At 73.5% G+C, this 14,208-nt stretch carries 11 protein-coding genes and 2 tRNA genes; 2 read left to right on the top strand and 11 right to left on the bottom strand.

Annotated features, from left to right (window positions below; translation table 11 throughout):
• Nucleotides 1–104 precede the first annotated feature (104 nt).
• A tRNA-Arg gene (locus tag ACFYX3_RS16880) sits at nucleotides 105–177 on the bottom strand.
• Between the two features lie 318 nt (nucleotides 178–495).
• Nucleotides 496–586, bottom strand: a tRNA-Ser gene (locus ACFYX3_RS16875).
• Nucleotides 587–807: 221 nt separating this feature from the next.
• On the opposite strand from ACFYX3_RS16875, the gene ACFYX3_RS16870 reads away from it, so the two are divergent.
• Nucleotides 808–1,236 carry an SSI family serine proteinase inhibitor gene (locus ACFYX3_RS16870; protein ID WP_389013691.1) on the top strand — a complete coding sequence of 143 codons (429 nt, stop codon included), beginning with the start codon at nucleotides 808–810 and terminating at the stop codon, nucleotides 1,234–1,236.
• Nucleotides 1,237–1,351: 115 nt separating this feature from the next.
• Entirely contained in the window at nucleotides 1,352–5,032 is a 3,681-nt protein-coding gene (locus tag ACFYX3_RS16865) for a PAS domain-containing protein (protein ID WP_389013688.1), read from the top strand.
• A gap of 74 nt (nucleotides 5,033–5,106) precedes the next feature.
• Here the strand turns inward: ACFYX3_RS16865 and ACFYX3_RS16860 are convergent, their stop codons facing one another.
• From ACFYX3_RS16860 to ACFYX3_RS16820, 9 genes are all read right to left on the bottom strand, one after another.
• Complete coding sequence (locus ACFYX3_RS16860; RefSeq protein WP_382655873.1) at nucleotides 5,107–6,759, bottom strand: long-chain fatty acid--CoA ligase; 1,653 nt, start codon at nucleotides 6,757–6,759, stop codon at nucleotides 5,107–5,109.
• 133 nt (nucleotides 6,760–6,892) lie between these two features.
• Entirely contained in the window at nucleotides 6,893–7,438 is a 546-nt protein-coding gene (locus ACFYX3_RS16855) for a SigE family RNA polymerase sigma factor (protein WP_116159881.1), read from the bottom strand.
• A 143-nt stretch (nucleotides 7,439–7,581) separates the two neighbouring features.
• Nucleotides 7,582–8,664 carry a DUF1906 domain-containing protein gene (locus ACFYX3_RS16850; protein ID WP_389013684.1) on the bottom strand — a complete coding sequence of 361 codons (1,083 nt, stop codon included), beginning with the start codon at nucleotides 8,662–8,664 and terminating at the stop codon, nucleotides 7,582–7,584.
• 52 nt (nucleotides 8,665–8,716) lie between these two features.
• Nucleotides 8,717–9,883 (bottom strand): lipid-transfer protein, encoded by a 1,167-nt coding sequence (locus ACFYX3_RS16845; RefSeq protein ID WP_389013681.1) that lies wholly within the window; start codon nucleotides 9,881–9,883, stop codon nucleotides 8,717–8,719.
• Nucleotides 9,880–10,263: a MaoC family dehydratase gene (locus tag ACFYX3_RS16840; protein WP_389013678.1), complete on the bottom strand. Its 384-nt coding sequence runs from the start codon at nucleotides 10,261–10,263 to the stop codon at nucleotides 9,880–9,882. Before ACFYX3_RS16840 ends, ACFYX3_RS16845 begins: the two co-directional genes overlap by 4 nt.
• Nucleotides 10,263–11,297: an acyl-CoA dehydrogenase family protein gene (locus ACFYX3_RS16835; protein WP_389013675.1), complete on the bottom strand. Its 1,035-nt coding sequence runs from the start codon at nucleotides 11,295–11,297 to the stop codon at nucleotides 10,263–10,265. Before ACFYX3_RS16835 ends, ACFYX3_RS16840 begins: the two co-directional genes overlap by 1 nt.
• A 1-nt stretch (nucleotide 11,298) precedes the next feature.
• Nucleotides 11,299–12,213: a bifunctional MaoC family dehydratase N-terminal/OB-fold nucleic acid binding domain-containing protein gene (locus ACFYX3_RS16830; protein WP_389013672.1), complete on the bottom strand. Its 915-nt coding sequence runs from the start codon at nucleotides 12,211–12,213 to the stop codon at nucleotides 11,299–11,301.
• Complete coding sequence (locus tag ACFYX3_RS16825) at nucleotides 12,210–13,376, bottom strand: acyl-CoA dehydrogenase family protein (protein WP_389013669.1); 1,167 nt, start codon at nucleotides 13,374–13,376, stop codon at nucleotides 12,210–12,212. The genes ACFYX3_RS16830 and ACFYX3_RS16825 overlap by 4 nt, the downstream gene beginning before the upstream one ends.
• A 173-nt stretch (nucleotides 13,377–13,549) precedes the next feature.
• Nucleotides 13,550–13,855, bottom strand: coding sequence for a hypothetical protein (locus tag ACFYX3_RS16820; protein ID WP_389013666.1), 306 nt, complete (start codon nucleotides 13,853–13,855; stop codon nucleotides 13,550–13,552).
• Nucleotides 13,856–14,208 lie beyond the last annotated feature (353 nt).

Here is a 14,208-nt window from a genome sequence, read left to right as displayed (position 1 = left end):
CGCGGCCGGGCGCTCCCCACAAGAGCGCCCACCGCGGCCGCCGCCTCGACTTCCACCCCGACAACGCAAGAGGCCCGGACTCTCGTCCGGGCCTCTTGTCTCTGTGCACTCGGCAGGATTCGAACCTGCAACCTTCTGATCCGTAGTCAGATGCTCTATCCGTTAAGCTACGAGTGCTTGTTTTTAGTTCTCGTCTCCGTTTCCCGGCCCTTTCGGCCCGCTGTCCCGGCGACAGGAAGAACATTACATGAGTCCCGCCGTCATGTGAAATCCATTGGCTCCACCCCCTCTGACCTGCGGAAACGCGATGTGCGAGCGGGGCGGACGGAGGGGCTCCGGGGTGGAGCGGGAGTGCTTCGCGCACCGAAAACGAGCGGAAAGAGACCGGGGTCACATCAGGTCTGCGCAGGGGTGCGGGCATGTAGATGCATAGGGCGCGGGCATGCAGAAACGATCGAAGCCCCGGCCACAAGGGCCGGGGCTTCGATCGTCTTGCGGAGGCGGAGGGATTTGAACCCTCGATGGGCTTTAAGACCCAAACCGCATTAGCAGTGCGGCGCCATAGACCGGACTAGGCGACGCCTCCTCGCACCGTGCGCATGCGCGGGTGGTGCGTGCAGATGATGACACAGGCGAACCGGCTGTCACCAATCGATTCTCACCGTACCGGTCGTTCGGGGTCCAGGGCAAAGCCCCGCCCCCGCCCGGCGCACCCCGGTTGCGCAACGCCGGGGCGGCCGGAGCGTTAGAGGGGCGGGCGTGCCGTGCGTGCGCGCCCGTCGTCCTTCCGCGCTCCTGGAGATCCGCATGCTGCGCAGTCTCGTCCTCGCGTCCCTCGCCACCGCCGCCGTCGGGACCGCCGGTCTCGGCCCCCTGCCGCCCCTGGCCTCCCTGTTCGCCTCGCCCGACAGCCTGACCGTGACCGTGGAGAAGAGCGGGCACCGCGACGCCGACGGCACCTTCCGGCTGACCTGTGGCGACCACGCCGAGGGCGACCACCCGGCCGCCGAGGACGCCTGCAGGCGGCTGGGGCAACTGGGGAGGGATGGTGGAGATCCGTTTGCGCCCGTGCCCGAGGGACAGATGTGCACGCAGGTGTACGGCGGGCCCGCGGTCGCCCACGTCACCGGCACCTGGCAGGGCCGTCAGGTCGACGCCCGGTTCTCCCGGGCGAACGGGTGCGAAATCGACCGTTGGGAAAATCTGGAGCCTCTGCTTCCCCTCGTCCGGGGGTGACGCCCGGAGGCTCCCTTAGACTCCCCTCAGTGACAGGCTGCGGCCCGAGGGGCAAGATGGGGCCGGCCGGCCGATAGGGCGAGCACGTGCAGTGCGTCAGGGAGGAAGCGTCGTCGTGAGCAGCAGGCCATCCCGGGGCGCTGCTCGCCTCGCAGCCATACTCGACGCCCTCCCCGACGGCCTCGTGCTCGTCAACTGCAACGGCACGGTCGTCAACGCCAACACCATCGCCCTCGGCATGTTCGAGACGCCCGGCACCGCGCTCGTCGGGCGCGGCCTCCTCGATCTGCTGCCCTCCTTCGACTCGCGCCTCATCCCCGGCTCCATGCGCCGGCCCGACGGCGCCGACGAGCGGGGCCGCACCAAGCCGACCCGGATGATCGCCCGCCGCACGGACGGCTCCGAGTTCCCCGTCGAGGTGTCCAACGCCAGCCTGGAGGACGGCCGCGAGGCCTACGACTCGTACGGCGGCTACACCGGCGACGAGCTGCTCATGCTCGTCGTCCGCGACCTCACCGGCACCCTCGACACCGAGGCCGAACTCGCCCGCTCCCAGCGGCAGACCGAGATGATCCTGCGCGCCGCGGCCGAGGGCGTCGTCGGCACCGACACGGACGGCCGGGTCGTCCTCGTGAACCCCGCCGCCGCGCAGATCCTCGGCTACCGCGCCGGAGAGCTCGGCGGCCAGGAGCTGCACCCGCTGATCCTCGCCAAGCGCGCCGACGGCGAGCCCTTCCCGTACGAGGAGTCGCCGCTCGCCGACACCCTCAAGTCCGGGCGCAAGCACCGGGTCCGCGGGCAGGTCCTGTGGGCGAAGAAGGGCGACCGGGTGCCGGTCGACCTGACGACCGCTCCGGTACGGGACGGGGACCAGCTCGTCGGCGCGGTCATGACCTTCACCGACCGCAGGCCGTACGAGCAGCTCGTCGAGGAGCACGCCACCGAGCTCGCCGACCGCGCCGAGCGGCACGCGGCGGAGCGCGAGGCCCAGGCGGAGAAGTACGCCTCCCTCGCCGCCCGCCACGAGCAGCTGACCGCCGTCCTCGCCGAGTCGCTGCGCGGCCCCCTGGAGGAGCTGCGCACCCAGCTCGGCACCCTCGCCGCCGACGACGCGGGGCAGCTGTGGCCCGAGGCCAACCGGGTCCTGCACCACCTGGCCGCCGGGTACGCCCGGATGACCGCCCTCGTCGACAACGTCCTCGGCTACCAGCGGCTCGACGCCGGTGACGAGAAGCTGGACAAGGCCGTGGTGCTGCTCGACGGGATCGTGACCGGCGGCATCGACGGCGCCGTCGAGCTGATCGGACCCGGCCGCGCCCAGTTCGCCGTGCACGCGCCGCCGATCGAGGCCGAGGTGGACGCGGCGCGCCTGAAGACCGCCCTCGCGCACCTCGTCGCGGACGTCGCCGGCGTCGACGCGACCGGCAAGAGCAAGGCCGAGCGGACCCCGAGCGACTCCACGATCGTCGTCGCGGCCGCACAGCGCGGTGACGTCGTACGGATCGAGGTCCGCGGCCCGTACGCGGGCGGCGACCCGGTCCACGGGCCCGTCGTGCGCGGGATCGTGGCGGCGCACGGCGGTGTCGTGCAGACCCACGAGGTGCCGGGGACGAGCGGCGGCGCGTACGTGGTCGAGGTGCCGCTCGGGGCCGGTCGGGGCACGGTCCCCGCGCCGGAGCCGGGCGACGCGCCCGCCGGCGCACGCGAGGCCCTCGCGCTCCCGGCGCAGGCCTCCGGGGACCCGGTCCCCGAGACGCCGTCCGTCGCGGCTCCCGGCGGGCTCCCCGGCGCGGGTGCGGCTCCGGTCGCGACGCCCGACGAGGCCCCCGCCGGTGCCACGGTCGCGGGTTCCGGCGCCCACCCGGCTCCGGCCGCGACCCCCGGCTCCGAGACCTCCGGTGGTGGACGTCGCCGTGCCCGGCGTGCTTCGACGGACGCCTTCCTGGAGAGCGCGGTCGCGCCCGAGGGCGGTGCCGAGCCGAGCGGGCGCCGCCGTGCCCGTACGGGAGAGCCCGCCGAGCTGATCCCCGCCCAGCAGAACGCGGCCGTGGATTCCCCGGTGCCCTCCGGCGCCCCCGTGGAGCCCACCGGGCGTCGCCGTGGCCGCCCTGCCGAGGGTTCCGTGGTGACCGCCGCCGAGGGCGCGCAGGGGCGTCCCGCGCTCGGCGCGGCCGTGCCGCCTCAGGGCGTCGCCGTCGAGCCGGCGGGAGCTCCCGCCCTGGCCCTCGCCCTGCCCGCCGTCGCCTCCGCCCCCGTCGAGGAGGCGCAGCCGAGCGGCCGCCGCCGGCGTGCGCTGGCCGCCGCGCAGGAGCGGGCCGCCGCGGCCGAGGCCGGGCCCCGCACCCCGTTCGCGCTCGGGCCCGCCGAAGTCGACCGCGAGGCCGAGCCGGCGCTCCCGGCCGCCGCTCCCGTGACCGGTCCGCTGCCGGTCTCCGACGAGGGGCGGCACGAGGCCGTACGGGGCGTCCCGGGCGCCGGCCACACGCCGCCGCAGCCCCACCCGCACGTACAGCCGCAGGCCGGGGCGCCGACGGCCGTCGAGCCGACCGGACGGCGGCGCGCCGTGGCGCTTCCGCAGTCGGAGCCCGCGGCGGAGGCCACACCCGAGCCCGCGCAGCCCGCGCCGAGCAACGGCAACAGCACCGGAACCGGCACCGGCTCCGTACCGCTGCCTCCCGAGCTGCCGATGCCGATGACCGTGTCGAAGGACTCGACCCAGGGGCGGGCGTTCAGCGTCCGTACCCTCGGGCAGGGCGTTCCCTTCGTCCCGCCGGCCCCGACGGCCGCTCCCGCCGTGCCCGCGCCCTCCAACGGCTCCGGGCGGCGGCGCAGGCTCGCCACCCCGCCCGAGGTCGACCCGCCGGTCCCGGCCGCGCTGCCCGCGCCCGCCGAGGCCAGGCCGCAGCCGACCGCGCCGGCGCCCTCCCCGAACGACACCCCGGCCGAGGGCCGCGCGTACGCCATAGGGGCGCCCGCCGAGGGTTCCGCCGAGGGGCCCGAGCCGCTCGACGGCCCGGGTGGCGCGGTCGAGGTCGCCAACCGGCCCGCTCCGCAGCCCATCGACGACGAGCTGCCCCCGGAGCCCCTGGACAACCCGCGCCGGCTGCTCGTCTGGCCCGCGCCCGACGTCTCCACCCAACAGGCGCTGAGCGACCGCGGCTACCGGCCGGTGATCGTGCACTCCCGCGAGGAGGTCGACGCGCAGATCGCCGCCTTCCCGGCCGCGCTCTTCGTCGACCCGCTGACCGGGCCCATCACCCGGACGGCGCTCCAGTCGCTGCGTCAGGCCGCCGTCGCCGCCGAGGTGCCGGTGCTGCTCGCGGCCGGGCTCGGGCAGGCGACCCGGGAGGCCGCGTACGGCGCGGATCCCGCCGTGCTCCTCAAGGCGCTCGCTCCGCGCGACAGCGAGCAGCACCCGTCGCGGGTCCTGCTGATCGAGGAGAACGAATCCATCGCGGAGGCGCTCGCGACCACCCTGGAGCGGCGCGGGATGCAGGTCGCGCAGGCGGAGACGGACACCGAGGCGGTCATGCTGGCCGCCCAGACCCGGCCGAACCTGGTGGTGATGGACCTGATGCAGGTGCGCCGCCGCCGGGCCGGGATCATCGACTGGCTGCGCGCGAACGGGCAGTTGAACCGCACTCCGCTCGTCGTCTACACCTCGGCCGACCTCGTCGAGGAGGAGCTGCCGAAGCTGGACTCCGGCGAGACGGTCCTGTTCCTCGCCGAGCGGTCGAACAGCGCCGAGGTCCAGGCGCGGATCGTCGACCTGCTCGCGAAGATCGGCACCAACTAGAACGGACCGGTCGGCACCGACCGGAACGGGAGACGGGGAGGGCCGAGGCCCTCCCCGTCTCCCGTTCCCGTTCGCTACAGCCGGGTCACGTCCAGCTCGCCCTCCGCGTACTGCCTGCGGATGACCTTCTTGTCGAACTTGCCGACGCTCGTCTTCGGCACCGCCGGCACGATCGCCCAGCGCTCCGGCAGCTGCCACTTCGCGATGCCGCCCTCGTCGGCGAGGAAGGCCCGCAGCGTCTCGTAGTCGGCCGTCTCGCCCTCCTTGAGGACGACGGTGGCGAGCGGGCGCTCGCCCCACTTCTCGTCCGGCACCGCGACGACGGCTGCCTCGGCGACCGCCGGGTGTGCCATCAGGGCGTTCTCCAGCTCGACGCTGGAGATCCACTCGCCGCCCGACTTGATGACGTCCTTGGCGCGGTCGGTGAGCGTGAGGAAGCCGTCGGGGCTGATGACGCCGACGTCGCCGGTCTTGAGCCAGCCGTCCTCGCTGAACTTGTCGGCGGGGCGGATCTCCTCGGCGTCGATGCCGCCGAAGTACGCGCCGGCGATCCAGGTGCCGCGCACCTCCAGCTCGCCCGCCGACTCGCCGTCCCAGGGGAGGTGCTCGCCGCCGGGGCCGACCAGGCGCGCCTCGACACCGGCGGGGAAACGTCCCTGCGTGACGCGGTACGGCCACTCCTCCTCGGCCGTGAGGCCGTGCGGCGGGTGGGCCATCGTGCCCAGCGGGGAGGTCTCCGTCATGCCCCAGGCGTGGCAGAGGCGGACGCCGAGCCGGTCGTACGCCTCCATGAGGGAGGGCGGACAGGCGGCGCCGCCGATGGTGACCTGGGCCATCGAGGAGAGGTCGCGGGGGTTCGCGGTGACCTCGGCGAGCAGGCCCTGCCAGATGGTGGGGACGGCGGCCGCGTGGGTCGGCTTCTCGCGCTCGATCATCTCGGCGAGCGGCGCCGGCTGGAGGAAACGGTCCGGCATGAGCATGTTGATGCCGGTCATGAAGGTGGCGTGCGGCAGGCCCCAGGCGTTGACGTGGAACTGCGGGACGACGACCAGGCTCGTGTCCTTGTCGGTGAGCCCCATCGACTCGGCCATGTTCACCTGCATGGAGTGCAGGTAGATCGAACGGTGCGAGTAGACGACGCCCTTGGGGTCGCCGGTGGTGCCGGAGGTGTAGCACATCGCGGCGGCCGTGCGCTCGTCCAGCTCGGGCCAGTCGTACGCGGTCGGGCGGCCGGCGATCAGCTCCTCGTAGTCGTGCACGCGCGGGGCCGCGCCGTCCAGGACGGAGCGGTCGCCCGGACCCGTGACGACGACGTGCTCGACCGTCGGCAGGTGCGGGAGCAGCGGGGCGAGGAGGGGCAGCAGGGAGCCGTTGACGATGACGACCCGGTCGGCGGCGTGGTTGACGATCCACACCAGCTGCTCGGGGGGCAGGCGGAGGTTGAGGGTGTGGAGCACCGCGCCCATGGAGGGGATCGCGAAGTACGCCTCGACGTGTTCGGCGTTGTTCCACATGAGGGTCGCCACGCGCTGGTCGCCGGTGACGCCGAGTTCGTCGCGCAGGGCGTGGGCCAGCTGGTGCGCGCGCGTTCCGGTCTCCGCGAACGTGCGGCGCTGCGGCTCCGGCTCGCCCGTCCAGGTGGTGATGGTGGACTTCCCGTGGATCGTCATCCCGTGCTGGAGGATGCGGCTCACGGTCAGTTGTACGTCCTGCATGGTGCTGTACACGGGGCGTCCTCCCGGTGGGCGCTACGTGGCAGAGGGGGTGTGGAGATTCTGCGCACGTACCACGCGGTATGTCACTACCCGAGAGTACGTAAATTGCCAGTGATTACTGGCATGAGTCACCAAGCGACGTGTCCTACCGTACGGGTGTCAGCTCCGGGTCCTCGCGGAGCTTCCCGAGCGCCCGGGACACCGCGCTCTTCACCGTCCCGACCGACACCCCGAGCACCTCGGCCGTCTGGGCCTCGCTGAGGTCCTCGTAGTACCGCAGCACCACCATCTGCCGCTGCCGCTCCGGCAGCTTCAGGACCGCACGCCACATCGCGTCGTGCAGCACCTGCCGCTCGGCCGGGTCCGGCTCCGGGAGACCGGACGGCTCCGGCAGCTCCTCGCAGACGAACTCGTCGACCTTGCGCTTGCGCCACTGGGACGTACGGGTGTTGAGCAGCGCGCGGCGGACGTAGCCGTCCAGGGCGCGGTGGTCCTCGATGCGCTCCCAGGCCATGAACGTCTTGGCCAGCGCGGTCTGGAGGAGGTCCTCCGCGTCCGAGGGGTTCGCGGTGAGGGAGCGCGCGGTGCGCAGGAGCACGGGTCCACGCGCCCGTACGTACGAGGTGAAGGTCGGGAACGACGCGTACTGCGAGGCACCGGCGCAGACGGGGCCAGAGGGTGGCGGAGTCATGACTCCACGCTAGGAGCGCGCGGGATCCGGCGGATCGGCCCCAGGTCCCGAACCGCCGTCCGCCTCAGGTTGTAGGGGTGGGGACGGCTGCACCTCCTCTGGGTGGAGACCCGGGTCACCCGCGTCAGGGTCGGCGCCCCCCGTCAGGGGCGCCGGGAGTCCACGAACGACAGGGGTACGGGGACGCGGGCCGCGAACGCGGCGGGGGTGGTGACCCGGGCGACGGGCGCGTCGATCGCGTTGCGGTCGACGGCGAGGGTGCGCCCGCCGTACGTCTCGGTCACGTTCCCCACGTACTGGTGGATCCGGGCGTGCGGCGTCCAGGCCTCGGGGTGCAGCACCGACTCGGTGAGCAGCGCCGGCACCCCCCGCCAGCGCGCGAACCACATCACGTCCGGCAGGTCCTTCGTCCCCGCCACCCGCTGCTTCTCCATGTCCCGCACGCCCGTGTCGGCGCTGCTGTAGAAGCCGGGCAGGTAGCCGAGGCGCCGCACCTCTCGGTTCCAGGCGCGGACGAAGGCGAGGGTGGTCGCGGCGCAGCTCGTGTCGCCCCGCCGGTACGCCTCGATGTCGAGGTAGAGCGGGCTGCTCGTGCCGATCCCGAGGGCCTTCGCCGCCTTCACCGCGTCGCCCCCCTCCTTGGTGCCCTGGCTCGTGGGGTTGCTGCCGATGGCGTACTTCCGCTTGGCGAGGGAGTCCACGCACGGCGCCTGGGAGCCGACGAAGAGCGGCAGCAGCCGCCAGCCCATGGCGTGGGCGGAGGCGACCCAGGCGGGGGTGAGCTCCTTCTGCACGGGGCAGCCGCGCCCCCGTCCGCCGAAGTAGATCCCGACGGCCCCGTACGGGGACCCCCGCCAGGCCTTCATGACCGTGAGGGACGGCGCCTCGCAGGTGTCGAAGGCCTTTCCGGAGAAGGTGACGGGGCTGGTGGCGGCTCCACCGGGGGCCCCGGCCCCGGCCATGGCGCGGGTCGCCGTGGCGGAGGCGGGCGCCCCGGACGCGACGGCCTCCGACGGCGGCGGGGGCGGGGCGTTCAGGAGGACCGTCCCGGCCAGCGCCACCGTCAGGGCGGCGGCCACGGCCCGCGCCCGCGCCGCGGGAGGCGGCGCGGAGTGCGGGCGGACCGGTGTCCCCGGTGCCGGCGGTGTGACCGGGCGGGGTGCGAGGACGGCTCCGGATGCGGGTGCGGGGACGGCTTCGGGTGCCGACGGCGTGCGAGTGCTCATGGCGCGAGTGAAGAACCGCCCGCCCCGCCCGGCCACCGCTCAGGCCGTCGCCTCAGCCGTCCGTGCCCAGGATCAACCCGGACGTGGGAACCCCCGTGCCCGCCGTGACCAGAGTCCGGGCCGCGCCGGGCACCTGATTCACCGACGTGCCGCGGATCTGCCGCACGGCCTCCGCGATGCCGTTCATGCCGTGCAGGTAGGCCTCGCCGAGCTGCCCCCCGTGGGTGTTCAGCGGGAGCGCGTCCGCCGCGACGAAGTCGGCCGCCTCCCCGGGCCCGCAGAAGCCGAACTCCTCCAGCTGCATCAGGACGAACGGGGTGAAGTGGTCGTAGAGGATGCCCACGTCGATGTCGGAGGGTGCGAGCCCCGACGTCCGCCAGAGCTGACGGGCCACCACGCCCATCTCCGGCAGCCCGGTGAGACCGTCCCGGTAGAAGCTGGTCATGGCCTCCTGCTTCCGCCCGGCGCCCTGGGCCGCCGCCAGGATCACGGCGGGTGGCCGCGGCAGGTCGCGGGCGCGCTCGACGGAGGTGACGACGATCGCCTGGCCGCCGTCGGTCTCCTGGCAGCAGTCGAGGAGCCGGAGCGGCTCGACGATCCAGCGCGAGGCGGTGTGGTCGGCGAGGGTGATCGGCTTCCCGTGGAAGTACGCGGCGGGGTTGGTCGCCGCGTACCGCCGGTCCGTCACCGCCACGTGTCCGAAGGCGTCCGGGGTGAGACCGTACGCGTGCAGGTACCGCTGGGCGGCCATGGCGACCCAGGAGGCCGGGGTGAGCAGCCCGAACGGCAGCTGCCAGCCGAGCGCGGCGCCCTCGGCGGAGGGCTCGCGCTGCTGCACCCCGGAGCCGAAGCGGCGCCCCGAGCGCTCGTTGAACGCCCGGTAGCAGACGACGACCTCCGCGATCCCGGTGGCGACGGCGAGCGCGGCCTGCTGCACGGTGGCGCAGGCGGCACCGCCCCCGTAGTGCACCCGGGAGAAGAACGACAGCTCGCCGATCCCGGACGCCTGCGCGACGGTGATCTCGGGGTTGGTGTCCATCGTGAAGGTGACCAGGCCGTCGACGTCGGCGGGGCTGAGCCCGGCGTCGTCGAGGGCCGCGCGCACGGCCTCGACGGCGAGGGAGAGTTCGCTGCGGCCGGAGTCCTTGGAGAACTCGGTCGCCCCGATGCCCACGACGGCCGCCCGCCCGCCGAGCGTGTCCCGGCCCCGGACGCTCATCGCGGCACCTCCACGGTGACCGTCCCGGTGACGTGGTGCCCGAGTCCGTTGGCGCCGACGACCCGGACGCTCGCCCTGTCCCCGTCGACGTCGGTGACCGTACCGGTGAGGACCATGGTGTCTCCGGGGTGGTTGGGGGCGCCGAGGCGGATGGCGACCCCGCGGAGGACGGACCGGGGGCCGAAGTGGTCGGTGACGTACCGGCCGACGAGCCCGTTGGTCGTGAGGATGTTCATGAAGATGTCCGGGGAGCCCTTCTCCCGGGCCAGCTCGGCGTCGTGGTGCACGTCCTGGTAGTCGCGGGAGGCGACGGCCCCGGCGACGATCAGGGTGCGGGTGATCGGTATGGCCAGCGGCGGCAGCTCGTCCCCGGGCTTCATCACAGGTCCCTCTCTGCGAGCAGGTCGCCGAGTCCGGCGAGGAGTTCGGTGCCGCAGCCCAGGTACGCGTCGAGCTGCCGGCCCCAGAGGAAGTGCCGGTGGACGGGGTGGTCGAGGTCCGCGCCCATGCCGCCGTGCAGGTGCTGCCCGGCGTGCACGACCCGTTTGCCCGCCTCGGAGGCCCACCAGGCGGCGGTCAGGGCCGCCCCGGTGGCGTCGAGGCCCTCGTCGAAGCGCCAGGCGGCCTCGTAGGCCGTGAGCCGGATGGCCTCGGTGTCCATGTGGGCGTCGGCGGCCCGCAGTTGCACCGCCTGGTGGGTCGAGAGCGGCCGCCCGAACTGCTCCCGTACTGAGGCGTACTCCACGGCCCGGGCGAGCGAACCGGCGCACACCCCCGCCTGCAGCCCGGCGAAGGCGATCCGCGCGGCGGCGAGCACGTCGTCGTACGGGGCTCCCACGTCCGCCCGTCCCAGCCGCTCGGCCGGCGTCCCGTCGAGGACGAGCCGGGCGGCGGACCAGGGCGCGGTGAGCTCGACGGCCTCCACGGCGGCCGCGTCCTCGGTGCGGACCAGCCAGAGGGCGCGCTCCTCGTCCGGTACGAGGACGTGGGTGGCGTCCCTGAGCCAGGGCACCCAGTCCACGGCGCCGCTGAGCCTCCCGTCGGCCGCCGCGACCGTGCCCGGTGCCGGGAGCGCGCCCGTCGCCACCGCCGTACCGTCGCGCAGACCGGGCAGCAGCCGGGCGCGCTGCTCCTCCGTACCGTGCCGGGCGACGGCGAGGATGCCGTACACACAGCCGGCGGCGAACGGCACCTGCGCCGTCCTGCGTCCCTGCTCCTCCAGGAGCAGGACCAGGCCGAGCAGGCCGGTCTCCTCGACGGCGCCCGGCAGCCCGGCGGCGCACAGCGCCTTCCAGAGCTCGGCGTCCGTGCCGGTCCCGGCGGCCCGGAGCCGCTCGTGGGTGGAGAGGTCGGCGAAGATCCGCCCGGCGAGCTCCCGGGCGGCCTCCTGCTCCTCGGTGGGGGTGAAGTCCATGTCAGTCCTCCCCTCCCGCGCGGAAGACGGGGAGCTCGAGGTCCTCGTCGACCCGCAGGAACTCAAGGCGTACGGGCATCCCGATCCGCACCTTGTCGTACGGCACCCCCACCACGTTGCTGATCATCCGCACACCCTCGGCGAGTTCGATCAGCCCGACCGCGTAGGGCGGCTCGAAGGCGGGGAAGGACGGGTGGTGCATCACCACGTACGAGAAGACCGTCCCGGCGCCGCTCGCCTCGACCGTGTCCCACTCCCGCGAGCCGCAGTCGGCGCACCCCGGCAGCCAGGGGAAGCGCAGGGCCGCGCAGTCGCCGCAGCGCTGGATCAGCAGCCGGTGTCCGGCCGCACCCTCCCAGAATCCGGCGTTGTCCCGGTTGATCACGGGCCGGGGGCGGCGGGGCCTCTCGGTCTCGGGGGACGGCCGGGCGGCGGGGGCGTACTTGAGGATGCGGAAGCGGTGGGTGCCGGCGAGTTCGCCGCCGGCGCGGACGTCCGTCCGGGTCGTCACGAAGTGGCCGGTGCCGAGCTTGGTGGTCTTGCGCGGCGACACGGACTCGATGACGGTGTCGAAGCCGATCTCGTCTCCGGGGCGCAGCGGCCGCAGGTACTCCTGCTCGCAGTCGGTCGCGACGACCGAGGTGTATCCGGCGCCGTCGAGGAGGGCGAACAGCTCCTCGTACGCCGGGGAGCGGTCGGTGTGCCCGGAGAGGCCGCCCATCGTCCATGCCTGGAGCATGGTCGGGGGCGCGACGGCGTCCGGCCCCCGGTAGGCGGGATGCTCGTCCCCCATGGCCTCGCACCAGTGCCTGATCATGGGCAGGTTGACCGGGTCCTTGCCGGTCCCGGCAGTGGCGGCGGGCAGCCCCTCGAAGGCCACGAGCCGCTCGTACAGCGCATCGTCCGTTCCGCTCATCGCCGGCCCCTCGCCTTCATGCCGAGCCGCATCCTCGCGACGATCTCGCGCTGCACCTCGCTCACCCCTCCCCCGAAGGTGTTGATCTGCGCGGCCCGGTTCATCCGCTCCAGCTCACCGCCGTCGAGGTCCCCCGGCGATCCCGCCCGCACCGTCCCCGGACCGCCCGCGATCTCCTGGCAGATGCGGTACACCTCCACCGCCGACTCGGTTCCCGCGAACTTCACGCCGCTCGCGTCCCCCGGGGCCAGCCGGCCGGCCCCCACGTCACCCACGAGACGCCAGTTCAGCAGGCGGGTCGCGGCCAGCCGGGCGTGCGCCTCGGCGGCCCGGATCCGGACCCACGGCTCGTCGATGCGACGCCGCCCCGTCACCGGATCGGGGGTGCGCGCCCGGTCGAGGACGGCCGCGAAGAAGTCCTCGGCCTGCATGCCGATCGCGGCGAGCGCGACCCGCTCGTGGTTGAGCTGGCTGGTGATGAGGCCCCAGCCGCCGTGCTCGGGCCCGACGAGGTTGCCCGCGGGGACCCGGATCCCGTCGTAGTACGTGGCGGTCGTCGTCAGTCCGCCCACCGTCTCGATCGGGGTCCAGGAGAAGCCGGGGGAGTCGGTGGGGACGAGGACGATGGAGATCCCGCGGTGCGGCGGCGCGTCGGGGTCGGTGCGGCAGGCGAGCCAGATCCAGTCGGCGTTCTGGGCGTTGGACGTGAAGATCTTCTGCCCGTCGATCAGCCAGGAGTCCCCGTCCCGTACGGCCCGGGTACGGAGCGAGGCGAGGTCGGTGCCGGCCTCGGGTTCGCTGTAGCCGATGGCGAAGACGGTCTCGCCGCGCAGGATCCGGGGCAGGAAGAAGGCCTTCTGCTCCTCGGTCCCGTACGCCATGAGCGTGGGTCCGACGGTGTTGAGGGTGACCATCGAGACGGGGGCGCCCGCCCGGTACGCCTCGTCGAAGAAGATGAACTGCTCGTCGGGCCCGCGACCCTGCCCGCCGTACTCCTCGGGCCAGCCGAGGCCGAGCAGCCCGTCGGCGCCGATCCGGCGGAGCAGCCGCCGCTGTGCGGCGCTGTCGGCGGCGGGCGGAGGACCGTCGGGCATCACGTCCCGGAAGTACGTGCGGAGTTCGGCGCGCAGCCGCAGCTGCCGCTCGGTCGGGGCGAGGTGCACGGCGACGGCCTCCCGTGGGACGACTGAGGTTTCTGACTGTCCGTCAGATTCCGCACCCGTGTCAAGGCACGCGAAAGCACGGCGGCCCGCACGCCGGTACCGAAGTACCGCCGCGCGGGCCGTCGTTCACACCACGGTCACGCCCCCCGTCGGACCGGTCGCCGTACTGCCGGTCACCACCGCGGGTGGAAGTTGACCACGTTGTTGGACTGGTCGACGTGGGTGAAGGCCGAGCCGTTCACGCTCGCGGTGTTGTTCTGGTTGGAGGCACCGGAACCGGTCGCCACCTGCTGCGTCGTGGTCGCGTTGCCGAAGTTGGCCCCGCCGACCCCGCTGCCGATGATCGAGGCGACGCTCGTGTTCGATCCGTCGTCCGCGAAACCGCCGTTGTCGGCCTGGGCCACCCCGGTGAAGAGCGCGGCGGCGAGGGGCAGGGCGGCGGCAGCGGCGAGAACGCGGGCGGTACGGATGCTTGCCATGTCTGTTCCTCCGGGAACTGAAAGCTGATGCTGGTGCACGGAACTGCGCTTCGGAACTACTGCGGGAACTGCTCAGGAACTCTGAACCACGGCCATGTCCAAGGCGGTTGGCCGACCGCCCCGGTCGTTGTGCTCGACGTCGCGAATCCAGAGTTGCCCACCGAATCCCCGGCGAACCACCCCGGAGCGACCGATTCCCCCGCAAGCGTGAGGACAAGCAGATAAACCCCGGCAGCCCGAGGAAAGCCGCAGCTCACACGGGTGGAGGGGGGCCGGGGGCGGCACGGCCGGTGCGCCGCAAGGGAGGAAGCGTTCCGGCAGATTTCCAGCCGATCTCGCTTTCGGCGCGGCAT

Source organism: Streptomyces sp. NPDC002463 (assembly GCF_042889835.1).
GTDB classification, from domain to species: Bacteria; Actinomycetota; Actinomycetes; order Streptomycetales; family Streptomycetaceae; genus Streptomyces; species Streptomyces nymphaeiformis.
Note: the sequence above shows the minus strand (reverse complement) of the source record. Positions and strands in the feature narration are given on the sequence as shown.

Coding starts and splice junctions, on each gene's coding strand:
- ACFYX3_RS16870 (WP_389013691.1), top strand. CDS start 808: ATGCTGCGCAGTCTCGTCCTCGCGTCCCTCGCCACCGCCGCCGTCGGG.
- ACFYX3_RS16855 (WP_116159881.1), bottom strand. CDS start 7,438: ATGACTCCGCCACCCTCTGGCCCCGTCTGCGCCGGTGCCTCGCAGTAC.
- ACFYX3_RS16850 (WP_389013684.1), bottom strand. CDS start 8,664: ATGAGCACTCGCACGCCGTCGGCACCCGAAGCCGTCCCCGCACCCGCA.
- ACFYX3_RS16845 (WP_389013681.1), bottom strand. CDS start 9,883: ATGAGCGTCCGGGGCCGGGACACGCTCGGCGGGCGGGCGGCCGTCGTG.
- ACFYX3_RS16840 (WP_389013678.1), bottom strand. CDS start 10,263: ATGAAGCCCGGGGACGAGCTGCCGCCGCTGGCCATACCGATCACCCGC.
- ACFYX3_RS16835 (WP_389013675.1), bottom strand. CDS start 11,297: ATGGACTTCACCCCCACCGAGGAGCAGGAGGCCGCCCGGGAGCTCGCC.
- ACFYX3_RS16830 (WP_389013672.1), bottom strand. CDS start 12,213: ATGAGCGGAACGGACGATGCGCTGTACGAGCGGCTCGTGGCCTTCGAG.
- ACFYX3_RS16820 (WP_389013666.1), bottom strand. CDS start 13,855: ATGGCAAGCATCCGTACCGCCCGCGTTCTCGCCGCTGCCGCCGCCCTG.